Source organism: Phenylobacterium sp. (genome assembly GCF_019636135.1).
Taxonomy (GTDB): domain Bacteria; phylum Pseudomonadota; class Alphaproteobacteria; order Caulobacterales; family Caulobacteraceae; genus Phenylobacterium.
The window spans coordinates 65,115-91,657 of the sequence record NZ_JAHBYD010000021.1 but is presented as its reverse complement, the minus strand read 5'-3'; the positions used below and the strand labels follow the sequence as shown (position 1 = coordinate 91,657).

19 protein-coding genes and 1 pseudogene are annotated in these 26,543 nt (G+C 70.5%); 10 read left to right on the top strand and 10 right to left on the bottom strand.

Annotated features, from left to right (window positions below):
• Nucleotides 1–54 precede the first annotated feature (54 nt).
• The 4 genes from KF737_RS15435 to KF737_RS15420 form a co-directional block, all read right to left on the bottom strand.
• Nucleotides 55–753, bottom strand: a complete 699-nt coding sequence (locus KF737_RS15435; RefSeq protein WP_296456607.1) for an IS6 family transposase — start codon at nucleotides 751–753, stop codon at nucleotides 55–57.
• 372 nt (nucleotides 754–1,125) lie between these two features.
• On the bottom strand, nucleotides 1,126–2,424 hold the full coding sequence (locus KF737_RS15430; protein WP_296456605.1) for a hypothetical protein: 1,299 nt from the start codon (nucleotides 2,422–2,424) through the stop codon (nucleotides 1,126–1,128).
• Nucleotides 2,425–2,460: 36 nt separating this feature from the next.
• Nucleotides 2,461–3,957: a hypothetical protein gene (locus KF737_RS15425; RefSeq protein WP_296456603.1), complete on the bottom strand. Its 1,497-nt coding sequence runs from the start codon at nucleotides 3,955–3,957 to the stop codon at nucleotides 2,461–2,463.
• Nucleotides 3,958–4,087: 130 nt separating this feature from the next.
• Nucleotides 4,088–6,427, bottom strand: coding sequence for a TonB-dependent receptor (locus KF737_RS15420; protein WP_296456600.1), 2,340 nt, complete (start codon nucleotides 6,425–6,427; stop codon nucleotides 4,088–4,090).
• Between the two features lie 289 nt (nucleotides 6,428–6,716).
• Between KF737_RS15420 and KF737_RS15415 the strand changes: the two genes are divergently transcribed.
• On the top strand, nucleotides 6,717–7,448 hold the full coding sequence (locus tag KF737_RS15415; protein ID WP_296456598.1) for a TetR/AcrR family transcriptional regulator: 732 nt from the start codon (nucleotides 6,717–6,719) through the stop codon (nucleotides 7,446–7,448).
• Between the two features lie 46 nt (nucleotides 7,449–7,494).
• On the opposite strand, the pseudogene KF737_RS15410 reads toward KF737_RS15415, so the two are convergent.
• Nucleotides 7,495–8,001, bottom strand: a pseudogene (locus KF737_RS15410) (IS6 family transposase); the annotation flags it as partial.
• Nucleotides 8,002–8,195: 194 nt separating this feature from the next.
• Here KF737_RS15410 and KF737_RS15405 point away from each other — a divergent pair.
• The 7 genes from KF737_RS15405 to KF737_RS15375 are packed head-to-tail and all read left to right on the top strand — an operon-like array spanning nucleotide 8,196 to nucleotide 14,682.
• Nucleotides 8,196–8,783, top strand: coding sequence for a hypothetical protein (locus KF737_RS15405; RefSeq protein ID WP_296456596.1), 588 nt, complete (start codon nucleotides 8,196–8,198; stop codon nucleotides 8,781–8,783).
• Between the two features lie 4 nt (nucleotides 8,784–8,787).
• The gene (locus tag KF737_RS15400; RefSeq protein WP_296456593.1) at nucleotides 8,788–9,591 is read left to right on the top strand and encodes a hypothetical protein; all 804 of its coding nucleotides are present in this window, start codon (nucleotides 8,788–8,790) and stop codon (nucleotides 9,589–9,591) included.
• Nucleotides 9,588–10,280: a hypothetical protein gene (locus KF737_RS15395; RefSeq protein WP_296456590.1), complete on the top strand. Its 693-nt coding sequence runs from the start codon at nucleotides 9,588–9,590 to the stop codon at nucleotides 10,278–10,280. Before KF737_RS15400 ends, KF737_RS15395 begins: the two co-directional genes overlap by 4 nt.
• Complete coding sequence (locus KF737_RS15390) at nucleotides 10,268–10,900, top strand: hypothetical protein (RefSeq protein WP_296456587.1); 633 nt, start codon at nucleotides 10,268–10,270, stop codon at nucleotides 10,898–10,900. Before KF737_RS15395 ends, KF737_RS15390 begins: the two co-directional genes overlap by 13 nt.
• Before the next feature lie 14 nt (nucleotides 10,901–10,914).
• Complete coding sequence (locus KF737_RS15385; RefSeq protein ID WP_296456584.1) at nucleotides 10,915–13,032, top strand: DUF362 domain-containing protein; 2,118 nt, start codon at nucleotides 10,915–10,917, stop codon at nucleotides 13,030–13,032.
• Nucleotides 13,033–13,045: 13 nt separating this feature from the next.
• Nucleotides 13,046–14,131 carry an NAD-dependent epimerase/dehydratase family protein gene (locus tag KF737_RS15380; protein ID WP_296456580.1) on the top strand — a complete coding sequence of 362 codons (1,086 nt, stop codon included), beginning with the start codon at nucleotides 13,046–13,048 and terminating at the stop codon, nucleotides 14,129–14,131.
• On the top strand, nucleotides 14,128–14,682 hold the full coding sequence (locus KF737_RS15375) for a hypothetical protein (RefSeq protein ID WP_296456578.1): 555 nt from the start codon (nucleotides 14,128–14,130) through the stop codon (nucleotides 14,680–14,682). The genes KF737_RS15380 and KF737_RS15375 overlap by 4 nt, the downstream gene beginning before the upstream one ends.
• Here KF737_RS15375 and KF737_RS15370 read toward each other — a convergent pair.
• Nucleotides 14,661–15,881, bottom strand: a complete 1,221-nt coding sequence (locus tag KF737_RS15370; RefSeq protein ID WP_296456575.1) for a hypothetical protein — start codon at nucleotides 15,879–15,881, stop codon at nucleotides 14,661–14,663. The genes KF737_RS15375 and KF737_RS15370 overlap by 22 nt on opposite strands.
• Before the next feature lie 572 nt (nucleotides 15,882–16,453).
• Nucleotides 16,454–17,614, bottom strand: a complete 1,161-nt coding sequence (locus tag KF737_RS15365; protein WP_296456572.1) for a pyridoxal phosphate-dependent aminotransferase — start codon at nucleotides 17,612–17,614, stop codon at nucleotides 16,454–16,456.
• A 276-nt stretch (nucleotides 17,615–17,890) separates the two neighbouring features.
• Between KF737_RS15365 and KF737_RS15360 the strand changes: the two genes are divergently transcribed.
• The gene (locus KF737_RS15360) at nucleotides 17,891–19,417 is read left to right on the top strand and encodes a hypothetical protein (protein WP_296456569.1); all 1,527 of its coding nucleotides are present in this window, start codon (nucleotides 17,891–17,893) and stop codon (nucleotides 19,415–19,417) included.
• Between the two features lie 153 nt (nucleotides 19,418–19,570).
• Here KF737_RS15360 and KF737_RS15355 read toward each other — a convergent pair whose 3' ends face one another.
• The 3 genes from KF737_RS15355 to KF737_RS15345 all read right to left on the bottom strand — a co-directional run bounded on the left by KF737_RS15355 (nucleotide 19,571) and on the right by KF737_RS15345 (nucleotide 23,223).
• Entirely contained in the window at nucleotides 19,571–21,172 is a 1,602-nt protein-coding gene (locus KF737_RS15355) for a peptidase S10 (protein ID WP_296456566.1), read from the bottom strand.
• Nucleotides 21,169–22,407, bottom strand: coding sequence for an aminotransferase class V-fold PLP-dependent enzyme (locus KF737_RS15350; RefSeq protein ID WP_296456563.1), 1,239 nt, complete (start codon nucleotides 22,405–22,407; stop codon nucleotides 21,169–21,171). The genes KF737_RS15355 and KF737_RS15350 overlap by 4 nt, the downstream gene beginning before the upstream one ends.
• A gap of 318 nt (nucleotides 22,408–22,725) precedes the next feature.
• Entirely contained in the window at nucleotides 22,726–23,223 is a 498-nt protein-coding gene (locus tag KF737_RS15345; RefSeq protein ID WP_296456560.1) for an Lrp/AsnC family transcriptional regulator, read from the bottom strand.
• 266 nt (nucleotides 23,224–23,489) lie between these two features.
• Here KF737_RS15345 and KF737_RS15340 point away from each other — a divergent pair, with 266 nt between their 5' ends.
• On the top strand, nucleotides 23,490–26,462 hold the full coding sequence (locus KF737_RS15340; protein ID WP_296456557.1) for a TonB-dependent receptor: 2,973 nt from the start codon (nucleotides 23,490–23,492) through the stop codon (nucleotides 26,460–26,462).
• Nucleotides 26,463–26,543: the final 81 nt, after the last annotated feature.

The window sequence follows — 26,543 nt, the reverse complement described above, 5'->3', positions numbered from 1 at the left end:
GGAACTGACACGTTAAGTCGGCCAGGCCACAGAACGCCCACCCTGCAGGGTGGATCAGGCGCCAACCGTCGCGGCCGCCCACGTCCGGTGAGCCTCCGCTCGGAAGTGACGGAGCGTGGATCGGCGGACCAAGTGGGGTTGGAGATTGAACGTGTTGTAGACGGTGCCGTGGGTGGCGAGGAACTTCTGGGCTGAACCCTGGCTCTTGAACTTCTGCTGCTTTCGTTCGCGCCGTCGGATGACCAGATGCGAATTCTCAGCCCGGTTGTTTTCGCGCATGCTACCCGGTCGGTGGCGGCTGGTGAGGCTAAGGACACGAGTCGCCGCGCGATACGACGCCAGCTTGTCCGTCGTGATCGTCTCAGGATGGATGCCCTGGTTCTTGAGTAGCCGCCTCAGCAATTTCAGCGCGGCGGCCTTGTTGCGGCGCTTCTCGACTAGGACGTCTAAGATTTGACCTTCGTCGTCGACGGCTCGCCAGAGGTACATGCGGCGGCCGCGGATCCGGACTAGCATTTCATCCAGATGCCAGCGACCGGTCGATGAGCATCGCCGGCGCCGGAGGTTAGCTGCGATCAGCGGGCCAAACTTGATGACCCAGCAGCGGACCGCCTCGCGGCTGGCCTCGATGCCGCGCTGGGCCAGCAGTTCCTCGACGTCTCGGATGCTGAGGGTGAAACGAAAATATAGCCACACCGCGTAGCGGATCACGTCAGGCGGGAACCGGTGGCGCTTGAAAGAGATCGGCTTCACGGCGTCCCTCCAGCTGAGGCCATACAGCCCAAACTGGAGACGTTTTAGCGTTTGCCTGCCAGCACCCTCGAGGAAGCCGATCGAGGCGGCATGCCTGTTGGTCGCTCAGCGCGCGTCGGATGGCGGCGCCCCTCAGGGCATAGTTGTTCGTATGGCCAATGGCCATTGGCCGGGCGCACGCGGAAGCCGCCGTCCTAGCGGCCGCCGATCACGCGACCGGCGCCGAGACGGCGCGCCGCCACCTGAGCCTCTGTTCGCGACGGGACCCACATCCGCTCAACAGTGGGTGAATGCCGGGCCCCGATGTCATGGCGCCATTTCACCGCCCCGACACCGGACGCCGGTGAGTTCCTTCGACCGACCGCCCGATTTTCAGATCGACGCGGCAATGGCGGCCTTGAAGGCTTCGGCGGCGGGGTGGACCAGGTCGCCGGAGACGCACCGCATGTCGTCGTTGCGGGTGTGGAAGTAGCGGTGCAGGCCGGATTCGCCCATCGCCGAGGGGTAGCCGGCCTCGATGACGGCCTTGAGCTCCCCGCCCGCCGTGTTTCCGGTGGCTAGGCGGACGGCCTCCAGGCCGGAGAGACCGTTGAACGCGCGCCGCACGGGTTCGATGATGTCGGCCGTGGCGGTGACCGACCGCTGCGGATCCACCGTGGCCAGGGGCCGCAGCTCTCCGCCAGCCTCCTGCCAGTCGCGGGCCGCGAAGCTGGCGCCGATATAGGCCCAGAGCTTCGTCTTCCCCGGCGGCGGCGCCCTTTCCGCCACGTAGCGCTCGCCGCCCAGGTAGTCGTATTCGTGGCCGCTGGTCGCGACGACCTCCAGGTTCAGCCGGTGCGGCTGCGCGGCCAGCCAATGCGCAGCGCCGAACCAGGCCGCCAGGCCCGATCCCCGCTCGGCGGCGCAGGTGAACCAGCCCGAGCGCGGCGTGGAGAGGATCAGCGTCTTCTCCGCCCGCCGGTCGAGCTTCGCGATCATATTGTGGGCGCGCCGTCGTCCGCCCCGGCCGTCCACGGTCAGGGTCGCGGTCCCGCCGCCCGCCGCGGCCGCCAGGAACGGCGGCGCATCCTTCGGCGCCAGCAGCACCACGGGGCGGTCGAAGCCGGGCTTCTCCGGGGCCACGTTCAGCGCGATCGCTTCGCCGCTCGGCCCGTTGGTGATCGCGACGGCCGCCACCGCCCCGCGCCCGAAGGCGTCGGCGAGCAGCGGGACCGCGTCCCGCTCGCCCAGGGCGATCCAGCGCTTGGACGGCAGCGAGACGAGCGCGATGGCGCCGGTCAGGTCGCCCGGCCGCTCGGCGAGGCGCAACGGCGCGGTGACGCCCTTGGGGCCCGTCGGCCGCACGACGGCCTGCGGGATGACGTCCGCCCGCGCGTCGCCGCTCGTCAGGGTCGCCGCCGTCGGCTCGAAGAACGGAACCTCGAAATGATGCTGCTCGCAGGCGTAGCCCACACGCGTCAGCTCGCCCGCCAGCCAGGCGCCGCAGGCCTCGTCGCCCGCGCCGCCCGAGGCCTTGATCCCGAAGCCCGCATAGCGCTCCAGCACCTGCTGCAGCCAGGCGGGATCGCCGACGACGGGGGACGTGGCGGCCCCAGCGGCTCCGGCAGAAGCCGCGCCCGCGACGGCGACGGCGCCCGTGGCGGCAAGCACCTGGCGGCGCGTGGACGTCATGTCGGCCTCCTTCTGACCGAGCCGGGGAAGCGGCTCCTAGCTCGCACGGAGCTGTTCGGCGGACATGCCGTCCAGCTTCTGGATCGTCCGGGTCAGGCCCACGACCTGGGCGTGCATGAGGGCCTTGTCGAATTTCTCGATGTGGCCGTTGTCCCCGAAGGCGAGCAGGTAGTTGGGCGCCGGGAAGAACGCGATGCCTGGCAGGCCGGTGCGGTACATCGGGCTGCCCTCGCCGGGAACCCGCGGCCCCCGCGTGACGGCCAGGCGGCTGCTTCCGCCCCTGGCGCCCGCCAGCGTGGCGTCCGCCACGCCTTTGAAGTCGGTGATGGCGAAGGTCATCTCGTCCTTGCCGCTGGGCGCATACTCGCCGGCGGCGTTGTCGAACCATTCGCGGCAGCCGAGATGCTCCACCGACATCCAGGCGGCGGTCTTCCGGTAGATGTCGGCATGGCGCTCCATCCAGGCTTCCAGATGGATCGGAGGCGCGTTGCAGAAGCGGTTGGCGATGACGATGACGATGTCCCGCTTCCGCATCTGCCTGGGCAGGCGGGAGAAGTACTTCGCCATGGCGAGGACCCCGAGGGACCCGTTCTCCTGGAAGAAGTTCATGCCGTCGCTCTGGGTCGTGACGAACAGGGTCGAGTCCGACGACATGCCCGGCAGCACGGTGTAGAGCGTGTCGACCGGCACGTTCGTGGCGACGTCCGCCTGCAGGATCACGGTCGCCTTCGCGCCGGTCCCGGCCGCCGCGCGCAGCCTGGCCGTCGACGCCCGACCGACCCAGATGCAGGGCAGGTCCTGCAGCGGCCGGCCGTAGGGCGTGTACTGGCCGTGGGCCTGGGCGTCGGAGATGTTGGTCCACCCCAGGATGGCGCCGACGACGCCGGCCTTCTTCAGGTCACCCAGCAGGCCCGGCGTGATGCCGCCCCAGACGGCGCTGAGGTGGGTGGGGAACTGCGCGCCCTCGGGGTTGAAGCCCCAGGCCGGCTTGGACGTGTCGGTGAGCGGCGACGGCAGGGCGGGGACCTCGATGAAGGCGACCTTGCCCCTGAGGTCGCCGGGGGCCGCGATCTGCCGCCGTCCGCCGGCGGACTCGGGCGAGAAGGCGAGCGGGATCTGCACCAGCTCTCCGGTGACGCCCTCGGGACCGGTGACTCCGGAATAGGGGTAGTAGGAGGTGGCGGGGAGGTCGACCGCCGCGCCCCCCGCAGGCGTGAGCCTGCCCGCCCACGTCCTTGCAAGCCACCGCGTGACCGGGGCGGTGTCGCGCCTGACGTCCAAGCCCAGGTCCCCGAGGCCCTTGGCGAGGTATTCGATATGCTTGCGGTGGGCCTCGCTGCCGGTGAACCGCTCGCCGAGGCTGTTCATCTCGACCGTCTGGCGCCCGAGCTCATCCGCCGAGGGCAGCAGGCCGGGGCGCAGCGGCGGCGCATCCTCCAGCGAGAAGGCCGCCGCCCGGCCGCCCGCGGAAGCAAGGACGAGGCCCGCGGCGCCGGCCGCCTGCACGAATTGGCGACGAGACCCTGAAGACATCGGCGAGCTCCCTGCTTTCCATGGCGCCCCGGCTCTTCCCGGCGCGCCCAAGATCGAGGCCGGCGCCGCGCGGCGGAGGGCGAGAGGCGTTCCGCCCTCCGCCGGGGGCCCCGCCGCGGGCGCCGGCGGCCTACCAGCGATAGACGACGTTGACGCCGTACTTGCGGGGCTGGTTGTAGCGGGCGGAGGTCACCACCCCGTTGGTCGTGAACTTCAGCAGTTGCACGGTCTGATCGGTCAGGTTCGTGACGAAGACCGCGGCCTCCACGCGGCGGTAGGCCAGGCCCGCCCGCGCGCCGAAGTTGCTCAGCTTGGCGATCGGCAACAGCGGCTCCGCCAGGGTCACCGTGTCCTGCACGCCGCCACGCTGGCCCTGGTACGACACGTTGAAGAAACCATCGAGTTCGTCCGCGAGCGGCCGGCGGTAGTTCACGCTCGCGGAGTAGGTCCACCTCGGGGTCTGGGCGACGGCGGAGCCGACCATGGGGAGGCCCGGGTTGGCGCTGAGCACGGAGACGTACTTCGCCCGCTGGTTCGCGGCGTTGAGGCCCACGTTCAGGCGGCCGCCGGCGACCTCGAAGCGGCCGTCGACGGCGGCTTCCACGCCGCGCGCATGCACGGTGCCGCCGTTGGTGTTGAAGATGGTGGCGGGCTGGCCGCAGGCGTTCAGCGTGCTGCAGCCGTCCGAGATGGAGGTGATCGCGTTGGTCGTCCGCGAGGCGTAGGCGCTGAGCCGCAGGAAGACGTTGCCGAGCAGGTTGCCCTTGAAGCCCGCCTCGTAGCTGGTGGTGTTCTCGTTGTCGTAGGTGGGCGTGAACGGCGTCGGCGCGAAGGGCGAGGAGATGCGGGCGTTGACGCCGCCCGCCCGATAGCCCGAGCCGATCTTCGCGTAGAGCAGGTTGCCGTATTCGCCCGGCAGCTTGTAGCTGGCGGTCACGGTGTAGTTGATCGGGTTTCCCTTGAACTTGTAGCGGGCTGACGGCGCCGCCAGCACGGTGGTGTAGAGGTTGTACTGCTCCTGCGCCGCATCCTTGTCGTCGTGCGAGTAACGCAGCTCGCCGGCGAGATCGACCGCCCCGAGGTGATACTTCAGCGAGCCGTACACGGCGTAGGCGGTGTTCTCCTGCGTCGCGTAGGTCGCGACGCCGAACCGGTTCGGGAATGGCGTCGGGCAGGGCCGTGCGGTGGGGATCAGGGTGTAGCAAACCGGGGCCTGCGGCGTGCCGGCGCAGATGCTCGCGTTCAGCGTCAGGGGACAGGGCGTGGTGGCCTGCTCCCGTCCGTTGGCGTCGCGCTGGTGCAGGAAGTCGGTGCCGACCAGGTACTCCAGCCGGTCGTCCATGGCCTGCCCGGCCAGGTGCAGGTCCTGGTAGAGGGTGTCGTTCTTCGCCGTGGTGTGGGTCTGGCCGAAGGGATAGGCGCCGATCTGGCCCGACCGCTGGAACTGCGCCTGCAGCTTCAGGTCGGTGCCGGCGGCGAAGAACTGCTCGGACTCCCAGTGGACGATCATCGTCGTGGAGGTCAGCTTGCCCCATCCGAGATCGTAGTCCGCCAGCAGCATCCCGCGCCGGAGATTCTGGTGCACGCCGTCCCTGCCCTCGTGCCCCTCTTCGAAGCGGTTCCCGAAATAGCCCTGCGGGATCTGGGCGTTCAGGCCCGGCGCGAGGAAAGTGGTGTTCAGGAAGGTCGGCAGGTCCAGGCTCTGCCCGTCGACCAGCAGGACCACGTCGAGGGGCCCGCGGCGGAACCGCACCTGCCCGCGCGCCAGCCAGCCGTCGGTGTTGTCGTAGTACTTGTCGGCGTTCGGATTGTACTGGAAGCCGCCCGTCTGGCCGATGGCCTGGGCGCTCAGCCGCACGGCGACCTCGTCGCTGAGGGCCATGTTCACGACGCCGCTGATCTTCGTCTGCTCCAGCTTGCCGGTGTAGGTGGCGTCGACGTAGCCGGTGTCGCTGAACACCGGCCTGGCCAGCACCATGTTGACCACGCCGTATTCTGAGTTCCGGCCGTAGAGCGCCCCTTGCGGCCCCTCCAGCACCTCGACCCGCGCCAGGTCGAAGAAGTCGATGGTCTTGAAGTTGCGGCCGCCCAGGGTGTTCGAGCCCACGTAGGCGCCGTTGACGAACAGGCCCACGCCTGAATCCGCGCCGGTCGCGCGCTGCGTGCCCGAGCCCCGGACCGAGATCTCGCTCAGGTTCGGCGCCTGCAGGTCGTTGAACCGGATGCCCGGGACGCTGCGCAGGACGTCGCCCGTGCTGTTCAGCGGGCCGGCCGCGGCGAGCTGTTCCGCCGTGACCGCGGAGATCGTGGCCGGGATGTCCTTGAGGTTCTCTTCCCGCCGCGTGGCGGTGACCACCAGCTCCTCGACCGCGGTGCTCGCGGGGGCGGTCGACGGACGCCGGGCCTCCTGGGCCGCCGCGCCGGTGGCCAGCAGCGACACCGCAGTGGCCGAGCAAAGCAGATTTCGCACGAATCCCTCCCGCCTAAGTCTTCTTGTTGGCCGGAGACTGGGCGACGCGAATGCCGCTGTCAATTACTTCCTTCCAGAAGGAAGAACATAGTAAGAGGGGGCGCGACACGCCCGCGGCGCCGCGCTTGACGCCCGCGAGCTTGACTGTCACGAGCCTGGAAATTTTTCTTTCGAAAAAAGAAGCTATTCGGAGAAGGAGCCGCGAGTGAGGCCGCCGCACGACGAACCGGCTGCAGGTCCCCGGCCGCGCCGGCCCAGGAAGACGCAGTCCGAGCGCCGCCGGGAATCCATGACCCTGATCCTCGACAAGGCCGAGGCCATGTTCGCCGAGAAGGGCTACAATGTTCCCCTGGTCGAGGTGGGCGAGTTCGCCGGTGTCGATCCGGCGCTCATGCGGTACTATTTCGGGGACAAGGAGGAGCTGTTCCGCGCGGTCTTCGCCCGGCGCGGCGCGGCGATCAACGAGCTGCGGCTGAAGGCCATCCGGGAATACCGGAAGCTCGGAGACCGGATGACCCTGGAAGGGGTGATCGACGCGTTCGTAAGATCCCCCTTCGAGAAGATGCACGAGGACGAGGGCTGGCGGAACTACATGGCCATCGTCTCGTTCGCGAACAGTTCCCGGGGCATGCCGCACGCGCTCATGTCCGAGACCTTCGACCATGTCTCGCACGAGCTGCTCGCCGATATGAGGCGGCTGCTTCCCGACGCGAGCGACGAGGACATCTACTGGGGCTACCACTTCCTGACGGGGTCGTTCACGTTCTCGCTGGGGGAGACCGGGCGGATCGACAAGCTGTCCGGCGGCCGGGTCTCGTCGCGCGACGTGCTCGAGATGGCCGATCGGCTGCCCACGGTCATCGCCGCCGGCATCCGCGCGATGTGCGCGGACTCCGCCCGGCGACGCGCGGCCGCGCCGGCCGGGCGGCGAAAGCCGGACGCCGCAAAGGCCGCCAAGGCGCCGAAGACCGCGAGCCGCCCCGCCAAGGCGCGCCGGCGCCGGGCGGACAACTGGAGCTGACAACTTAAGTCGGTCAGGCCGCAGAGCGGCTCTCCCCGCCCCGATTTCAGGCCGCCCGCGTCGCGGCCGACCAAGCCGCTTCTGCTTGGCCTCGCAGGACGCGAAGACCAGATCGGGAAATCAGGTGCGGCTGAAGATTGAAGGCGTTGTAGATGGGGCCGTGGGTGGAGAGGAATCTCTGGGCTGAACCCTGCGATTTGAACCTCTGCTGCTTCCGCTCTCGTCGTCGGATCATCAGGTGAGAATTCTCTACCCGGTTGTTTTCCCGCATGCCGCCGGGTCGATGACATCCTTGAAGATGAAGGATTTTCATCGCCGCTCGGTACGACGCCAGCTTATCGGTGACGATCGTTTCGGGGTGGACTCCGGTATTCCGCAGCAACCGCCGTAGCAGCTTCAGCGCCGCATGTTTGTTCCGGCGCTTCTGGACCAGGACGTCGAGAACCTCGCCCTCGTCATCGACCGCACGCCACAGATACATCCGCCGGCCGCCGATCTTTGTGACGGCCTCATCCAGATGCCAGCGGCCTGTCGGTCGATCCCGGCGCCCACGACAACGGAATGCTTCGCCAGTCAGGATGGCTCCATTGCCGTCCGACTGCCCCACTGCCATTCAGTCAAGATGGTGCTGACCGACAACAAGCTTGGCTACACCTGATAGGTGTATATTCAATCAAGAAGCTCTACCCATGATTGCCTCGCCTTCGCATCTGCGATAGCGTCTCCTCGAGCGCGAGGGAGGCGGACTTGGCCGACGTCGAGGTCGTCTACGAGCCGATCACCGTGAACAGCGGTCCCGTCACGGTCGGCGTGAACGGACTGGACGACATCAAGCTCGCCGTCACCCAGCCGGTGGAGACCTCGTCGGCGGTCACGCTGTCGATCCCCGAGACGGTGAAGACCGACAGCGCGTTCACGATCTCGGTCCCTGAGACCGTGAGGACCGACAGCGCCGTGAAGACCGACAGCCGGTTCGAGCTGTCGATCCCCGAGCCGGTCCGGACCGAGACGAAGGCGGCGATCGACCTCGAGCCGGTGGTGGTCGACCAATGCCTGCGTCTGTCGCTCGGGCCGTTGCCGCCCACCCAGGTGTGCCTGCCGAACCGCCAGCGGCTGGGGCTGACGCTGTTCGGCGTCGAGGTGTTCGGCCTGACGCTGGAAGGCGAGGCGCGCATCCTGCTGTCGGACCTGCCGCGGCCGCCGCACATCGTGCAGGTGTCCGCGCCCGCGCCCCATCGCCCGCGCGAAGACTGCGACGGCGGGGAATCCCACGCCGCCGAGGCCGCGACGGCGCCCCAGGGCGGCCAGCCGTTCGTCGTGCGTCTGGGGCGGTAGGGCGATGGACGGCCTCGACCTCGTCGACTGGCCGGCCGACCGGACGCTCGTCGTCTCCAGCGCGCCGGGGGCGTTGCGCATCCCGCTCACCCTTCGCAACGCCTCGGCCGCCCTCGCCCAGGTGGGGGAGGCGTCGCTCGCCGAGGTGCGCCTGGGCGGCGACGGCCGGCCGCTCCAGGCGGCGCCCGCGCCGGTCCAGCTCAGCGTGCCCGCCCACGGCCTCACGCGCGGGCAGGTGCGCCTGCGCCTCGATCCCGCCACGCCCCCCGGCAGGTACGAAGGCCGGTTGCGGATCGGCGGCCTCAGCCGCTCCGTGGCGATCGAGATCCTGCCAGAGGCGAAGCTGGACATCCGCCCGGACCCCGCGGTGGTGGACGCCTCCAGCGGGCGTGCGCAGCGCCTGACGGCGGCGTTCGAGAACCGCGGGAACACGCCGCTGACCATCGACCTGGACGGCGCCTATCCCCTGGCCGAGGAGGTCCCGACGGCCTCCGGGCGGCTGGCCGCGGCCCCGGAGACGGCGCTGGCGGGCGTGGTCGACCGGCTTCTGGACCGGGCGCCATCGCCGGCCCTGACGCCGTTCGGCGTCGTGGAACTGGCCATGCCCGCCGGACCGCAGCGCCTGGAGCCCGGCGCCGCCCGCACCGTCGAGGTTTCGATGACGCTGCCCGAGGGGCTGTCCCCCACCGCCCGCTACCACGCGTTCGCACCCGTGTACGCGAGCGACCTGCACATCGTGATCGTCACCGCCGCCAAGCCCCGCGCTCCGGGGAAGGCGGCGCGCCGGACCAAGGGAGCCGCCTCATGATCCAAGCCAGCCTTCCGCGCCGCAGCACGCCGGCGCTCGACCTGGGCGCGATCGACCTCAACGGGCTGGCGCGACAGGCGCTCAAGCCCTGGTCGGAGGCCTACGACCAGTGGCTCACCGGCGTGGACGCCCTGGTGAAGCCCTTGGCGAAGCCGTCCCAGGGCGATTGCGGCTGCCCGACCTGCCGGCCGGACCCTTGCGCCTGCCGTTGTTGCGTGACCGATGCGGACCTGGTGGTCGAGGCGCGGGTCGGCGAGCAGAGGGTCGTCCCGATCATCCTCGAGAACCCCTGGCGGCGCGAGCGCGACATCGAGCTGGAGCTGTCGAGCTGGACGGCCATCGGCGGCGACATCGCGGTGCGGGGCGAGATCGCCACGCCGACCGCTTTCGGGCTCGCCCCCTGCGGCCGGGAGGAGATCGTGCTGCTTCTCCGGGTGACGGGCGGGGCGGCGGTCAAGGAGCAGACGCAAGCCGCCGGCAAAGCGGCCGAGAAAGGCCCGAACGAGCGGATCGAGGCCGAGACCGTCCGGGGCGAGCGGCGGCTGCCCGACGTCACGCGCTGCGAGGTCGCCTATGCAGACCTGCGGATCAAGGGGTGCGACATGCGTTCGATCCGCATCGCCGTCGCCGTGCTGCCGCGCGATTGCGAGGCCTATACGGTCGATTGCGGCTGCGCGTGCTGCTGCTGATGGCCGGCGCCCGGGACCCCCGCGCGGCGAACCCGGCAGGGGGCGACCTCGCCCGCCGCTGGGCCAGCCAGAGGCTCGCGGCGGTGGAGGCGTATGCGCGGATCCTGGACGACTATGGCGCCGGCCGGACCACCGGCGCCGCGGCCGCCAGCGCCTATGCCCGGCTCGTGGCGGAGGAGACGGTCCGCTATTCCGCCGACGCGATCGGGCTCGCCACGGACCTGGCGAGCGCGCTCGTGCGCAAGGTGGGCGGGCAGGCCGAGGCCGCGGCGCGAAGGGTCCAGCCCCTCCAGGACCTGGAGCTCTCCGGCCCGATCGGCGGCAGGGCCGCGGCCGCCTTCGTGCTGCACAATCCGCACGACCGGCCGGCGGCGCTCGGCTTCGTGACCGGCCATTTCGCGGGTCCCCTGGGCAAGGAACCTCTGGGCGATACGGCGGCCACCGTGACGATCGAGCCCGCGCAGATGGAGCTCGCGGCCGGCGCGGCGCAGACGGTGACGGTCAGCGCGGTCCTCGACCCGGAGGTCTTCGAGCCGGGCGCCCGCTACACGGCCAATGTCGCCATCATGGGGTTCGACGACCTGGTGCTGCGGGTGCGGCTCTCGGTCCTGCCCGGCTAGCCCCGGCGGCAGGCATGGACCCGGTCGTCGCCATCGCCCACGCCCCCGGGGCCGACGCCGGGTCCCTGCTGGATCGCGCGCTGGAGCTCGCCGGCTTCCACGCGGCGATGGCGGAGCGGGTGGCGCAGGCCCTGTCCGCCAGGGGTGCCTGCTCGGCCGTCGTGGTCCCGGCCATGGACGCGTTCGCCGCCGACTCGCCCGCGGCGGCCGACCCCGCGCTGGTGGAACGCCTGCTGGACGTCCTCTTCGACCTGGGCGTGACGGACGCCGTCGTCGGCTCCACGCGCGCGACCGCGGCGCTCTGGCTGGAGAACCGCGACGTGTTCGTGGCCGCCGACCTCCTGGGCTATCGCTACGAGACGCCGGCGGGGCGGCCTTACGAGGTGGTCGACCTGGCCGAAGAGGTCCGGGGCGACGTCTTCCCCGCCTGGGGCGCGCTGGCCGGGACGCCGCTCTCCGGCGCCTGGCTCGACGCCGACCTGCGGCTGGTCGTGGCGGCGAACCGGACGGACGAGGACGACGGCTACGCCCTCTGCCTCTCGACGCTGCTCAGCGTCCTGCCGCTGACGGACAAGGACTACCACTACCGCTACCGCCGCGACGCCGGCGAGGTGACGGCCGAGCTCCTGGCCGCCGCGCCCCCGCACTTCGCCGTCGTCGACGCAGTAGTCAGCGCCCACGGCGCGGCCGGCGGCCGGGCGCCGCACGCCTTGCGGACCGACACCGTGATCGCCGCCTCCGACGCGGCGCTCGCGGACTACATCGGCGCGCTGAAGATGGGCCTGGACCCTTTCGTCTCGCCCCTGGCGGCGCCGTCGCTGCGGGCGGCGCGCCCGGCCGCAGGCACGCGCATCCTGGGGCCGCTGGAGGCCTGGCCGGGCTGGATCAACGTGGAGCCGGGCATGCTCGCGGCCGCGGCGGCGCGGCGCGGCTTCGTGACCGCGGACCGGGCGCTCCGGCCCGCGCTCCAGCAGGTGGACCGCGAGCTGTTCCCCTTCCGCCATCCCGCCAACGACTGGATGAACCGCACCTTCGCCCCGCTGGCGGGCGCAGGCGACGGCGGCGCCGACGGCGCGCGGCTGGTGGCGGCCGTGAACCTCCTGCTGGGCGAGGCCGAGCGGGCGGGGACGACCTGGGGCGTGCTGTTCGACAAGGACGCGCTGCGCCGGCGTGAGACGCGCCTGAACATCGACCCGGCGGCCGTGACCGACGCCGAGTACGACGCCCTGGCCGCGGACCTCTCGATCCAGGCCGAGCTGCTGCGCGGCGTGGCCGCCGACGCGCGGGGGCTGCGCTGGCGGTTCGACGACGGGGCGGTGCTGTTCGACGGCGCGCGGCGGTTCCCCGTCCCGTTCGACGCCTTCGCGGGCGCGGTCCCGATCCACCGCGCCATCCAGTTCATGAACGACTACGCCGGCGGCCGCGCGCTGGCGACCGGGCTCGATGCCGAGGGCCGCGTGGTCCGACAACTGGAGCGCAACCTCTACCTTCCGCAGCCCAACTACACGGCCGTCGGCGGCGGGATGGTCATCGACGTGACCAAGATCGAGACCGTCGAGTACGCGCCGCGCCGCCAGCGCATGTTCTGGAAGACCGTGAAGAGCGAGAACGGCTCGGCCGTCGTAGACGACGGGATCGTCACCTTCGAGGCCCTGGGCGAGGACACCCTGGTCACGATCTGGGGGCGCCAGCAGTTCCGCCTCCCGCCGCTGTGGGCCGCCCTGGACCGCGAGCTGGCGCCGGACGTGAAGCGGGCGCTGGTCGCCGACGCCTACCACCGATTCCTCGACCGCACCTTCGCCAACCTGGAGGCGGCGGCGGAGGGCCGGGACGTTCGGCTCGGCCGGTCCTGGAGCGACGCGTCCGAGGGCGAGCCCCTGCCGGTGGAGCAGGCGGCCGAGCTCCTGAAGCGGCTGCCGTCCGACGGGCGCTTCGACCTGGCGGGCGCGGTGAAGGCCCTGCTCAGGCCCCAGCCGGGATCGGCGCCGCAGCCGGTGCGGATCGACGCCGACGGCTTCCGCCATTTCGAAGCCGCGCCGGCGGCCGTCCCCTCGCCCCTCGGGACGGCGATGTCGGGCGCCCTGGAGGACCTGCGCCACGCCGCCTGGGTGGATGCGGGCGCCCAGTCATGAAGGCCCTCGTCCCATGAAAGCCCTCGTCACAGGCGCGAACGGGCTGATCGGGGCGAACCTCGTGCGCGAGCTGGTCCGCGGCGGGCACGAGGTCACCGGACTGGTGCGGCCGGGCGCGGCGCTCTCGGTGCTGGAGGGGCTCCCGCTGCGGCTTGCGGTCGGCGACGTGCTGGCGCCGGACTCGCTCGCCGGCGCCGTCGCGGGGCAGGAGGTGGTGTTCCACACCGCCGTGGCCTTCAGCTACTGGGGGCACGCGCCGGACGACCTGGCGACGACCGCCACCGACGGCAGCCTCAACGTGCTGGCCGCGGCCGCCGCGGCCGGCGTGCGCCGGGTGGTGATGACCTCCTCCTCCGTCACCCTGGGCGCGTCCTACCGCCCCGAGGTGCGCGACGAGGACGCCCGTGCGGAGGACGATCCCGGAGAGTCGGCATATGTGCTCGCCAAGATCGCCCAGGAGCGCGCCGCCCGGGAGGCCGCGGAGCGGCTGGGGATCGAGGTCGTCTTCGCCTGCCCCACCATGAGCGTCGGCGCCTTCGCCAATCGGCTGGGGCCGTCGAACGGCGTGGTGACGAGCTATCTGGCCGATCCGTTCCGGCTCACCTGGGCCGGCGGCTGCAACATCGCCTCGGTTCGCGACGTCGCGGCGGGCCATGTCCTGCTGGCCCGGCGGGGCGAGCCCGGGGCCTGCTACGTGCTGGGCGGCGAGAACCTGACGTGGCGCGACATCCATTCGACCGTCGCCCGGCTCGCCGGCGCGCCGCCGCCGGCAGCGCAGGCGAGCGCCGTCGGCTGCTACGCCCTCGCCGTGGCCGAGGAGGCGCGCGCGCGGCTGACCGGCCGCCCGCCGCTGGCCACCCGCGCCCAGGCGCGGATGGTGGGCCGCTACTACTGGTACAGCCACGCCCGCGCCGCCGCGCTCGGCTATGCGCCCCGCCCGGCCCGCGCGGCCCTGGCCGACGCCGTGGCGTGGTTGTCCGCGTCGTCCCACGTCAGCCGGGAGACGCGCGCGGGGATGCGCCTGTCCCGCGAGGTCCACGCCGCCCGCCTGGCGCGGCAGACGGAGGAGCGCGCGCTCCTCCAGGGAGCCCCGGCGTGAAGGACTTCCGCTGCCTCGTCGGCGTGCGGCAGCCGGCCCGGCCGCTGGCCGCCGCCGTCCGCGACCGGATCGGCCAGGTCGCCGGCCAGTTGGAGCAGGTGGAGCACATCGTCACCGTCTCCCGCCTCGACCGGCCCGACGGGGGCGTGGCGCTCGTCAACGAATGGCGGGTGAACCCCGACGTGCCCCCCGCGCTGCAGCACCTGGTCACGCCCGACATGCTGGGATGGCTCGACCATTCCGAATGGGAACCCGGCCTGGGCGCGTGCCGCTGGCGCATCGAGCCCTTCTTCATGCGCGAGGCGATCCGGTGCGACGGCGTCACCCGGTTCGAGCCGGCCATGGGCGGCCGCGGCGCCCGCGCCGCGTTCGAGGGCCGGCTCGACATCGACCCCTCCGCCCTCTCCACCGTGCCGATGAGCTGGCGCGCGCCGGCCTCCCTGGCCGTGGAGTTCCTGATCGGCACGCTGATCCCGCGCAACTTCCGCAAGACGGTGGAGGCCGTGGCCGGCCTGCTGGAAACCGGGGGTCAGCCCACGAGCGCCCCGTGATGGAAGCCCAGCCGCGGGTCCGCGAGCGGCGGCATCCCGGGCACGAACTCCTGGATGTCGGGCATGGGCGCCCGCAGCCGGATGCGGTTCGAGGGATAGTCGTAGACGGTGATGTGGTTCAGGCCCCGGTTGGCCGTGAACAGCAGACGCTGATCCCTGGAGAGCTGGCACGCGTAGACCGAATCCAGCAGCGAGAAGCGGCTGATCCGCAGCGCGCCCAGGATGTGCTGGAAATTGCCGAACACGTTCCCGCGGGCCAGCACGTCATAGGTCTGGGTCGCGATCTCGCGGGGGCGTCGGGCCAGGGCCTCGGCGTCGGGCTTCTCGTCGATCAGCCGGTGGCGGGCGAAGGTCTCCAGCTCGAGGAACAGGATCGACTGGCTGGCCCCGTTGCAGAAGATCAGTTCGCGGTCCGAGATGGCGATGTCCGAGTTGATGTGCGCCGGCGTCTCGCGGCCGGTGGCCCAGTGGCGACGCACCTGCTTGGTCTCGGCGTCGATCTCGAACACATACTCCTTCAGGAACGCCATGCCCCACTCGTGGTAGTCGACCCGGTCGAGCGGCGCGGTGCGGAACGAGACGGCGTAGAAGACCTCATCGCGGGGATGGGTGAGGACGTGCCAGCAGGTGGCCGGCAGCCTGATCACGCTGACCTCGCCGGTGCGCATGTCGCGCACGCCGACGTGGCGGGCCTCGCCGCGCCGGCCGCGGCTGGGGTCGTCCATCGCCCCGTAGCAGAGGTGGCGGCCCGAGGCGGTGAGCTTCATGGCGTGGGGCAGGAACACCCCGTGCGGCTCCAGCCGCTCGGGATTTTCGAGGTCGTCCAGCGAGAAGCGCCAGAAGTGGCGCCCGATCGCCGTGACGAACGTCCGGTCGTCCAGCCAGGCGAGGTGGGTCGAGCCCTGCAGCGAAGTGTGGGGCGTCTCGAAGCGCAGGGTCGAGATCCGCGCCCGCTCCTCCAGGGTCTCCGCGTCGAAGAAGAGCAGGTGCTGGCCCGCGTTGCCGAGGAAGCCGACGCGGCCCGAGGGGTCGACGGAACAGGCGTGGCCGGCGGCGACGCCGTCGTAATACTTCACCTTCCAGGCGAAGCGTTCGCTCTGCGGGTCGTAGAGGAAGAGGCACATCCCGGCCATGCCCTCCAGCCCGTTCGCGCCGTTGCCGTCGAGCGCCACGAAGAAGGCGTAAGGATAGCCCCGCATGCGACCCCAGAATGCTCGCGCCGGTAGGGATCTTAGCGCAAGCTTCTCAACCTGGCGACGTATCAGCGCGGGATCGTCCTTAACGGGAGGATCGCGCCTCGTCCGGCGCTTCCGGTGGTTTTGACGGTGTTCTCAGGTCAACTGGGGTCAGGCTGGAAAAGCCGCATCTTTACACGACGATCAGGCCGCAGCGGTGGCGACCGCCCGCCCCCGATGCGCCTTCGTCCTGAGGTGGCGAAAGGTCGGGCGACGGGCGCGGTGGGGCTGCGGGTTGAAGGTGTTGTAGATCGGGCCGCGAGTGACCAGGAACCTCTAGGCTGAGCCCTGGGACTTGAACTTCTGCGGCTTCCGTTCCCATCTTCGAATCGCCGGGTGGGAGTTCTCCGCCCGGTGGATAGCCACTCCCCGCCCCAGGTTCTCTCCGTGGTCCGAATTCGGAGACGGGTTAGCGTTTACCTGCCCCCACCGCCACCTGGTCTGGCAATCCGCCTCTTCTTCGTCTGCTATTCCCTGAAGCGCGCCGCCTGCTTGATCGAGCCGCCGGGCCAGGCCTGAGCGCGATTAGCCGGCGGTCAGCGGGAGAGGCCGGCGCGCAGGCGGGTCAGGCCCGAGGCCAGGGCGTCGGGGTCGATGCCGAAGCCGAGGCGGATGCGGCCCGGGGCGCCGAAGAATTCGCCGGGCGCCACCAGGACGTCGAAGTCGGCGAGCAGGCGGCGGGCCAGGGCGCGGGTGTCGGGCCACCCGGGGACCCGCGGGAAGTACATGCAGCCGAAAGACGGCGCATCGCCCTCCAGAAGGCCCGCGCCGACGAGGGCGGCCGCCTCGCGCTCCATCACCGGCCGGCTCCGGCCCAATACGTCCTGCCAGTGCGCCTCGAAGGCCTCGGGAGCTTCGAGGACGTGGGCGGCGACCGCGTGCGAGAGCTTGGAGACGCCCATGTCGCCGTCGGGGGCCGAGCGGCGGATGCGGTCGATCAGGGCCGCGTCGCCGGCCATCCAGCCGAACTTCAGCGCGAACAGGCCGAAGACCTTGGTCAGGCTGGAGACCGTCAGGATGTTGGCGGCCAGGGTGGCGGCGGGCGCCGGCGTCGGCGTGACGAAGTCGGCGTAGACCTCGTCGACGATCAGGACCGCCCCGACGCGGCCGATGGCGGCGGCCAGGGCGGCGAGGTCCTCGGGCGGCAGGCGCGCGCCGCTCGGGTTGTGCAGATTGGTGATGAGGACGGCGCGGGTGCGCGGCGTGAGCCTGGCGCGGAACGCATCCAGGTCGACGCGGTAGTCGGGTGCGATGCGGGTGAAGGCGGCGACGCGCGCCCCGGCGTCGACGGCGAGCTTGCCGAGGATATCGAAGCCGGGCCGCTCGACCAGCACCTCGTCGCCAGGGGTCACGAACGCTTTCAGGGCGAGGGTGATCGCGCCCGTCGCGCCGGTGGTGGCGACGATCTGCTCGGGAGCCAGGCCGTAACGGCGGGCCACCGCCTCGATGGCGTAGCGGTTGCCGTCCGCGAAGACGCTGACGTAGCGCGACGTCAGCTCGTCGGAGAAGGCCGTGCGCACCACCTCGATCAACTGGCCGGTGGGCTCGGGCGTGGTGCTCTCGAACAGGATGGCGACTTCGGGCCGGGCGGCCTTGATGCGCATCGCGGCGCGGACGAAGTCGGCATAGGACGGCGCATCGAACAGGTCGGGAGACGCAGCGCCGGGCTGCGCGGACGCCGCGCCTTTCGATTGCACCGGATTCAAGGCAGTTCCCTAAGCGTCCCCCGCCCGCGCTTCGGCAGGCTCCATCTAGCTTAGGCAAGGACGGCGGACTTTCTTTGCGAATTCACCTGCGGGTTGCGGAGATCGCGGGGCGGCTATTCGCCGGGCGGTGGCGCGGCGCATAACTCATGCGCCGGGTGTCGGGCGCCGGCTGCGACGCGGTCGCCCGCGGCGCCTGTCGCGCTGACATTGCAAAGAAAATCCGCAGGCGCGCGGCTAGGCTTTGCGCCAACGTCGGGAGGGGACCTGATGACCGAACGCTGGATCGCACCCGCCATCGCCGCCTGCCTGGCGCTGGCGTCGCCGGGGTGGGCCGCCGCGCAGGCGCCCGCGGAAGCCGCCGCCGTGCGCGCGCCGCGGGTGGCGGTGACGAAGCATGAGGGCGTGTTCAACGGCGAGAAGGTGAAGTTCACCGCGACCGTCGCCGAGGTGTTCCTGAACGACGCGGCGGGCCGGCCGGCGGCGGCCGCGACGACCATCGCCTACGTGCGCAACGGGGTGAAGGATCCGGGCGCCCGGCCGGTGATCTTCCTCTTCAACGGCGGACCGGGCGCGTCGTCGTCGCCGCTGCACATGAGCGCGCTGGGCCCCTACCGGCGCGGGCCGGCGCCCCCCGGCGACCGCTCGGGCGGCGGGTGGATCCCCAACACTGTGAGCCCTCTCGACGCGGCGGATCTGGTGTTCATCGACCCGGTCGGCACCGGCTTCTCGCGGCCGTTCCCGGGGACGAACCCCCAGCGGTTCTACTCGGTCTCGGGCGACGCGCAGGCGGTGAAGACGGTGATCGCGACGTGGCTGAAGGCCAACAGGCGCGAGACCTCGCCGCGGTTCCTGATGGGCGAGAGCTACGGCACCACGCGGGCGGCCAACATCGCGCGGATCAGCCAGGACCTGCCCTTCGACGGGGTGATGCTGGTGGCGCTGTCGGGCGAGGTGAGCGGGCGCGAGATGCCCTACGTCGTGGCGCTGCCGACCATGGCGGCGGGGGCCTGGTATCACCAGAAGATCGACCGGGCGGGACGCAGCGTGGACCAGGTGTTCGCCGAGGCGCTGGACTTCGCGCGCACCGATTACCTGGAGGCGCTGGTCGAGGGCGGCAGCCTGCCGGCGGAGAAGAAGCGCAGGATCGCCGAGCGGATGTCGGGGCTGATCGGGCTGCCGGCCGACCTGATCGTCGAGAAGGACCTGCGGCTCTCCAAGAACGACTGGATGTTCAACATCCTGAAGGACAGGACCCTGCGCACGGGCCTGCTGGACGTGACGGTGACCGCGCCGCTGGAGCCGGGGCAGGACGGGGCGATCGACGACCCGGCGCTGGGCGTCGTGCCGAAGCGGGCGCCGGGCGCGCCGGCCGCGCCCCCGCCCAGCCCCGCGGCGCTGGGGGCGATCCCGAGTCCGGCGGTCGGTCGCTACATGATCGAGGCGCTGAAGTACCCGGCGGGCGACGAGCCGTATTACGGCGTGAACTTCGCGGTGAACGCGGCCTGGGACTACGAGCGGCCGCGCACGCCCGGCGGGGCGACGGGACCGAGTGCGTTCGAGGCGCTGGGGCAGGCGATGCGGGCGAACCCGAAGCTGCGGCTCTTCTGGGCGGCGGGCTACTACGACCTGACGACCCCGGCCTATTCGGGCCGCTACACCCTCGACCAGGCGGGCGTGCCGGCGGGCCAGCTCACGGCGGCCTATTTCGCCGGCCCCCACGGCGTCTACGACCACGACGAGAACAGGGCGCGGTTCGCGGAGTCGGTGAAGGCGTTCGTGACGAAGAAGCCTTAGCTCTCAAGGTGCGTTGGCGCGTCAGCGCCGCTTTGATTCAACCACAGAAAACACAGAAAACACGGAAGGCGGCGGACCGCGCGGTTCCTCTTCTGTGTCCTTCTGTGTTTTCTGTGGTTGTCTTGAGGGCGCCTGCGGCGCGCAGAGCCGGCTCTACTTCGTCGCGTCCCGGATCAACTCGCGGACGTCGTTGGAGAAGGCGGCGGCGGTGTCGCCGAGGTAGAGCATGTGGCCGCTTTCGTAGCGGCGGAGCGTGAGGCGGTCCTTCGGCAGCTTCGCGTCCTCGACGCTCTGTTCGGCGGTCGCGGAATGGGTGACGAGGTCGTAGTAGCCGCTGGCGACCAGCACACGCATCTTCTCGGTGCGGCGCATGGCGACCGCGAGGTCGGTGGCGAACGACTGGCCCTCGGGCACGCCGGCACGGTTCCAGTTCCACGAGGGCAGCAGGTCGCGCCAGACGATGGCGCCGTAGGGCCGGGCCATGTCGACCTTCAGGCTCTCGGCCTCCATCTGGTGGAAGGCGGCGAGGAAGCCCGGGACGTAGCGGCCCATGGCCGGGTCGTCGGCGACGGGATCGTTCCCGCTGCCGGCGGTGGGCAGGGTGTAGCGGCTGTCGTAGGCGCCCACCTGCAGGCCCTTGTCGGCCAGCAACATGCGGGAGAAGGCGCCTTCGTTGACGGTCAGCGCGCGATCGTAGGCGGAGGCCGGGAGACCGGTGTAGCCCGTGAGGCGGGCGACCAGGGCGGCGCGGTCGGCCGGGGTCAGCGTGCCGGCCGTGGCCTTCTTCAGGGCCTCGACGTAGTCGCCGCGGGCGAACGCCAGCACCTCCTGGTGGAAGGCTTCCAGGCTGCGGCCCTTGCGGTCGATCTTCTGGAAGTACCAGGCGGTGTCGGCCATGGCCGGGAGCGCCAACGCCTGGCGCAGTTCCGCCGCGCCGGCCTCGCCGCCGGCGTTGCGGGCGCCGAGCGTGGTGCCGAGCAGGATCACGCCGTTGAGGGTGATCCCGCGCATGTAGCCGACGTACATCGGCCCGCCCATCAGCGCGCGGGGCAGGATGGCGGCGCGGACAGAGCCGTAGCTCTCGCCCATGACGAACTTGGGGGCGTTCCAGCGCTTGTGCTCGGTGAGCCAGAGCTCGATGAACTGGGCGGTGGCGTCGGCGTCCTCGTCGACGCCCCAGAAGTCGGCGGTGGAGCCCTTGCCGATGGGCCTGGAGTAGCCCGTGCCGACCGGATCGATGAAGACGAGGTCGGCGACGTCGAGCACGCTGTGCGGGTTGTCGGCGACGCCGAAGGGCGGGGTGTTGGACGGGTTCACCTCACGGTCCAGCACCACGCGGCGCGGCCCGACGGCGCCCATGTGCAGCCAGAGCGACGAGGAGCCCGGCCCGCCGTTGAACACGAACAGCACCGGGCGGTTCGGATCGCCCGGGCCGTCCTTCAGGTAGGTGTAGGAGAAGATCGAGCCGATGGGGTCGGCGGCGCGGCTGTAGAGCCAGGTCTCGCCGGCGATGGCGGTGTAGGCGATGCGCTGCTTGCCGACCGTCAGCACATGCTTCGTGACGAACCGTTTCGGCGCGGGCAGCGGCTCGACCGGTCCCGCAGGATAGGCCCGCGACATCGGAATGCCCGGTGGTCCGGAATTGGGCGGGCCGCCCGCCGCCGGGGCCGGGGGGCTGACCGGGGCGGGCGGAGCCTGGGCGAACGCCGGCGCGGCGCTCGCCAGCAGGGCGGCGATCAGAGAGAGGGATTTCACGCGGGCGGGGCCTTGGGCAGGACTTCGAGCAGGCGGTCGATGTCGTTCATGTCGTTGAAGGCGGCGACCGAGACACGGAAGCGGTTGGCGCTGACGGTGATGCGCACGTCGCCCTTGTCGAGGAGGTCGCCCAGCTTGGCGCGGGCGTCCTTCAGCGCGAAGGCGACCAGGGGGCTGCGGCTGTCGTGCGGCGTCATCGGCTGGTAGCCGCGGCGGCGCAGTTCCGTCTGGACGGCGGCCAGCATGGGTTTTCGGTGCTCGACCAGGGCCGGGACGCCGACCTGGCGGATCCAGCCGATGGAGTGCTCGAGCTGGACGACGCCGGTCCATGAGGTGGTGCCCATGGCGAACTTGCCGTCGGTCCCGGCGGCGTAGCCGTAGTCGGCGGGCGTGAGCCCCTGCGGGTCGTACGGAAAGACGTGGGTGACGAACCGGCCGCCCACCTGGTGGTAACCCCACCACGGGCGAGCGACCTTCTCCTGGCTCTCCTTGCGCACGTAGAGGAAGGCCAGGCCGAAGTCGCCCATCAGCCATTTGTAGGAAGACGAGGCGGCGAAATCGACGCCGGCGGCGCGCAGGTCGAGCGGCGTGGAGCCGGCGCCGTGGACGATGTCGGCGTAGACCGGCGCGCCGTGCGCGTGGGCGATGTCGCAGACGGTCTTGAGGTCGTGCTCGAAGCCGTTGGTGGTGGAGATGTGGCTGACGGCGACCAGCACCGTCTTGTCGTTCACGGCGGCCTCGAGGGCCTTCATGTCGATGCGGCCCTCGGCGGTCATCGGCAGCATGACGACGTCCATGCCGGCCTTGGCGAGTTCGCCGTAGGTGTAGAACGAGCCGAAGAAGTGGAGCGCGTCGGTGACGATGCGGCCTCCGGCCTTCGGGAAGCCCAGCGCCTTCAGCACCAGGTTCTCGCCCATGGTGGTGGACTGGATGAAGGTGAGTTCGTCGGGCGCGGCGCCGACGAGCGCGCCGAAGCCTTCGAGGACGGCCTTCTCCTTGGCGTCCATGGAGTAGCCAGTCCAGCGGCCGTCGCGGGTCTTGTAGCGGAGGTACTCCTCCAGCGCCGCACGGGCGCCGAGCGGCATCGGATGGGTCGAGCCCGAGTCCAGGTAGACGTAGGGCATCCTGGCGAAGGACGCCTTGGCCGGGAGCGCGGGCGCGGCGATCGTCTGCGCCGCGGCCGCCGCCGGCGCAGCCGCCGCGGCGGTCACGAGCGCTCTGCGGGTGAACTTCATCCTCGCCTCCCCTGAACGTGATGCTAGCGGCGCACGGCCGGTTTGTTCATTCGAAGTTGGCGAGGTGCTTCCGCAGCGTTGGAAAATTTATCCAAGACGCGTCTCACCTCCCCCGCGAAGCGGCGGGAGGGGGACCGCTCGCCGAGCGTAGCGAAGAGCGAGTGGTGGAGGGGGCAAGCCTCAGGCTCGGCGGATTGATCGGCTGTGTTCGGCGCGGAGGATGGGGCTCGCCCCCTCCACCATCCGCTCTGCGCCCGACTACGCCGGGCTCGGCGGACGGTCCCCCTCCCGCCGCTGCGCGGGGGAGGTGAGGCCTTCTCAGCGGAACTGCCGCGCTGTAAGCGGGACGGCGAGGGTGCTCTTCTGGGCGGAGAGGGTGACGATGGAGCGGACGTCGGTGACGCCCGGCAGCTTCAGCAGCACCGAGAAGATGAAGTCCTGATACCAGGTCACGTCGGGGGCCAGGATCTTCATCATGGCGTCCATCTCGCCGAAGACCGTCCAGCACTCGAGGATCTCGGGGATGGCGTTGATCTGGCGGTAGAAGCTGGCGCGGTCTTCCTCGCTGAGCGTGGTCATCTTCACCTGGGCGAAGATCTGCATCTTGAAGCCGACGCGCTCGGGGTCGACGACGGCGACGACGGCCTTGATGTAGCCTTCCTCGCGCAGCCGCTGGATGCGCCGCCAGCAGGGCGATTGCGACAGGCCGACACGCTCGGCCAGCTCTCCCGTCGAGAGCGAGGCGTCCTTCTGCATCAGTTCGAGGATCCTGATGTCGATGGCGTCCAGCGCCGCCGGCATAGACGTGTCTTTCATTCGGGCCATGCGCGCATAGCGGATGCGCAGGCGGCCGCTGTCAAGGAACGGCCGCGTCGCCGAACCGGGCTTTGACGAACTCCGGCGAGATGCATTGCCCATGCGCGGCCTGCCGGGCCGCCGCATAGTCAATGTGTGTCGAACCGGCAAAGGTTCGAAGAACGAAAAGAAAAACCGGACCCTCCCGCCTACCGTTCCGGCAAGGCGGAGCCTGGGCGTGTCGGGGCGTAAGACACCGGCGTCGGGGCGGACTTGCGGGGGATAGAATGAGCTCGATTTCGGTTCGTGGGCGGATGCTCGCCTCGACGGTTCTGGGTGGCCTGGCGCTGATCGTGGCAGGGGCGGCGCAGGCGCAGGCCTCGACGGAGGCGCAAGGCTCGGAGGTGGGGGAGGTCATCGTCACCGGCTCCCGCATCAAGCGGGCCGAGACGACGACGGCGGCGCCCGTCGCGGTGGTCGATGCGCAGACGCTGACCGACCGCGGCTTCGTGCAGCCCGGCCAGGCGCTGAACCAGATCACCGCGAACATCCCGTCGATCCCGATCGCCGCGGGCAGCGGCTCGGCGGCCGGCAACGGCCAGCAGTATCCGAACCTGTTCGGCCTGGGGCCGGGTCGCACGCTGACGCTGGTGAACGGCCGGCGGATGGTCACTTCGTCGTCGGGACAGTTCAACATCAACGCACCGGGTCAGGGCGACCGCGTGGTCGACACCAACATCATCCCGGGCGGCCTGATCAAAAGGATCGACGTCGTGCAGGCGGGCGGCGCCGCCGTCTACGGCTCGGACGCCATCGCCGGGGTGGTGAACTACGTCCTCAAGGACGATTTCGAGGGCGTGGAGCTGGACGCCCAGTACGGCGAAAGCACGCGCGGCGACTATCCGGTGAGCAGCCTGCGCGGCACCTTCGGCAAGAACTTCCTGGAGGGCCGCGGCAACGCGGCGCTGGACCTGGAGTGGTCGAGGACCCGGCCGCTGCTGGACTACGACCGCCCGCGCTCGAACCTGGGCCGCGTGACGGTGGCGAACGCCGCCAACACCTCGAACAGCGACGGCATCCCGGCCACGCGCGAGAACTTCAACACGCGCTTCACCAGCTTCAACTACAATGGCCTGCTGTTCACGCCGGCTGCGGCGCCGTTGACCAACTTCATCTACGCGATCGGCGGCGTTCCGCAGCAGTTCAACGCGACGGGCAATGCGCTGATCCCGTACAGCATCGGCGTGCCCGGCGGCATCCCGTTCTCGTCGGGCGGCGACGGCCTGCCCTATCAGGAACTGGCGACGCTCTACGTCGGCATACAGCGCTTCAACGCCAACTTCGTCGGCCACTACGACATCACCGACCGCATCAAGCTGTCGGCAGAGGTGTCGTGGGCGCACGTGAAGAGCCGCGACCCCTACGCCAACCTCCAGTCCAATACGGTGCTGAACAACGCCGAGAGCGGCGCCGGCGCGATCCCGATCGCGCGGACCAACCCGTATCTGGACGCCGTGCGCGCACAGGTTCCGGTCGGCGGGACGCCGCTGTTCCTGTCGAAGGCGTGGAGCGACATCCTCTACACCCGCGAGGGCGTCTTCGAGACCGACACCGCCCGCGCCGTGCTGGCCCTGGACGGCGACTTCGACGTCGGCGAGCGCAACTTCTACTGGAGCCTGTCGGCCAGCCACGGCGAAACCGATGGCGCCCAGCGTGGCTACGCCGTCTGGCAGACGCGCTTCAATAACGCCCTGCAGGCGGTGCGCAACGCGGCCGGCCAGATCGTCTGCGGCATCAACGCCGACGCCTCGACCGCCAACGACGACCCGGCCTGCGTGCCGATCAACCCGTTCGGCCAGGGCAATGTGACCCAGGAAGCCCGCAACTACGTCAACGTCCTCCAGGGCCAGGACTACCTCAACACCCAGGACGACTATCTGGCGAGCCTGGGTGGCGACGTCCTCACCCTGCCGGCCGGCAAGGTGAAGTTCAGCGCGACCTATGAGCATCGCCGCGAAAAGGCGAAGTTCGTGCCGCTGACGGCCAACCAGCGCGGCCTGATCGGCTCGCAGGTGCCGCAGCAGGCGACGGGCGGCCGGTTCCACACCGACGAATTGTCGGGCGAACTGCTGGTCCCGATGGTCGGCGGCGACTTCACCCTGCCGTTCGCCAAGGCGATCGAGCTGGACGGCTCGTACCGCTATGTCGACAACTCGCTGGCCGGCAAGGAGGACGTCTGGGGCGTCGGCGGCCGCTGGGAGATCGTGACCGGCGTGACGGCCCGCATCTCGCGCAGCCGCAACTTCCGCGCCCCGACGCTGGATCAGCAGTTCGCGCCGGTGCGCACAGCGCTGGGCAACGTGGGCCAGGACCCCTGCGACTTCCGCTACATCGCCAACGGCCCTGCGCCGGCGACGCGGCGGGCCAACTGCGTGGCGCTGTTCGCGGCCAACCCCGGCTACGGCAATCTGGCGACCTTCCAGAACAGCTCGTCGAACTTCTCGACGGCGCTGGTGACGTCGGGCGGCAACCCCAACCTGAAGAACGAGATCTCCAACACCCTCACGTTCGGCGTGGTGCTGCAGCCGCAGTTCATCCCGGGGCTGACGATCGTGGCCGACCGGATCGAGGTGGATCTGCGCGACGGCCTGTCGGCCTTCACGCCGGTGAACTTCCTGGAGACCTGCTACGACGCCGCGCCGCAGCCGAGCGACGTGTGCGCGACCTTCACGCGCGACGCGACCGGCAATGTGATCACGGCGCGCCAGACCACCTTCAACGCCGGCAAGATCACCTACCGGGGCGAGACCTACAACATCAACTACGTCTTCCCGGTCGGCCGGTTCTTCGACGACGCCGACTATGGCGAGGTGGAGCTGAACCTGTCGGCGACCCACACGGCCAAGCTGGTCACATCGGTCACGGGCTTCGACCGCTCGCGGACCGACAACACCGTGGCCCAGCCCGACTGGGTGGCCAACTTCGACGCCCGCTACCGCTACGGGCCGTTCCGGCTGAGCTACCAGATGATCTATCTCGACAAGGTCTTCTTCGCGCAGAACGCCTCGATCGAGTCGACGCCGGTGCCGGTGATCAAGGAGAACATCCGGCACAACCTGTCGGCCCAGTACACCTGGGAGAACTACACGCTGCGCGGCGGCGTGGTGAACCTGACCGACGAGGAGCCGTCGTACCCGACCCGCAGCTACGGCGACATCCTGGGCCGGCAGTGGTTCGTGGGCCTCAAGGCGAAGTTCTAGCCTCACAACGCGGTCCGACCCTACTCTCTCCAGGATCGCGCCGCTTTGGGCGGCGGCCACCCCACGGCCGCCGCCCGATTT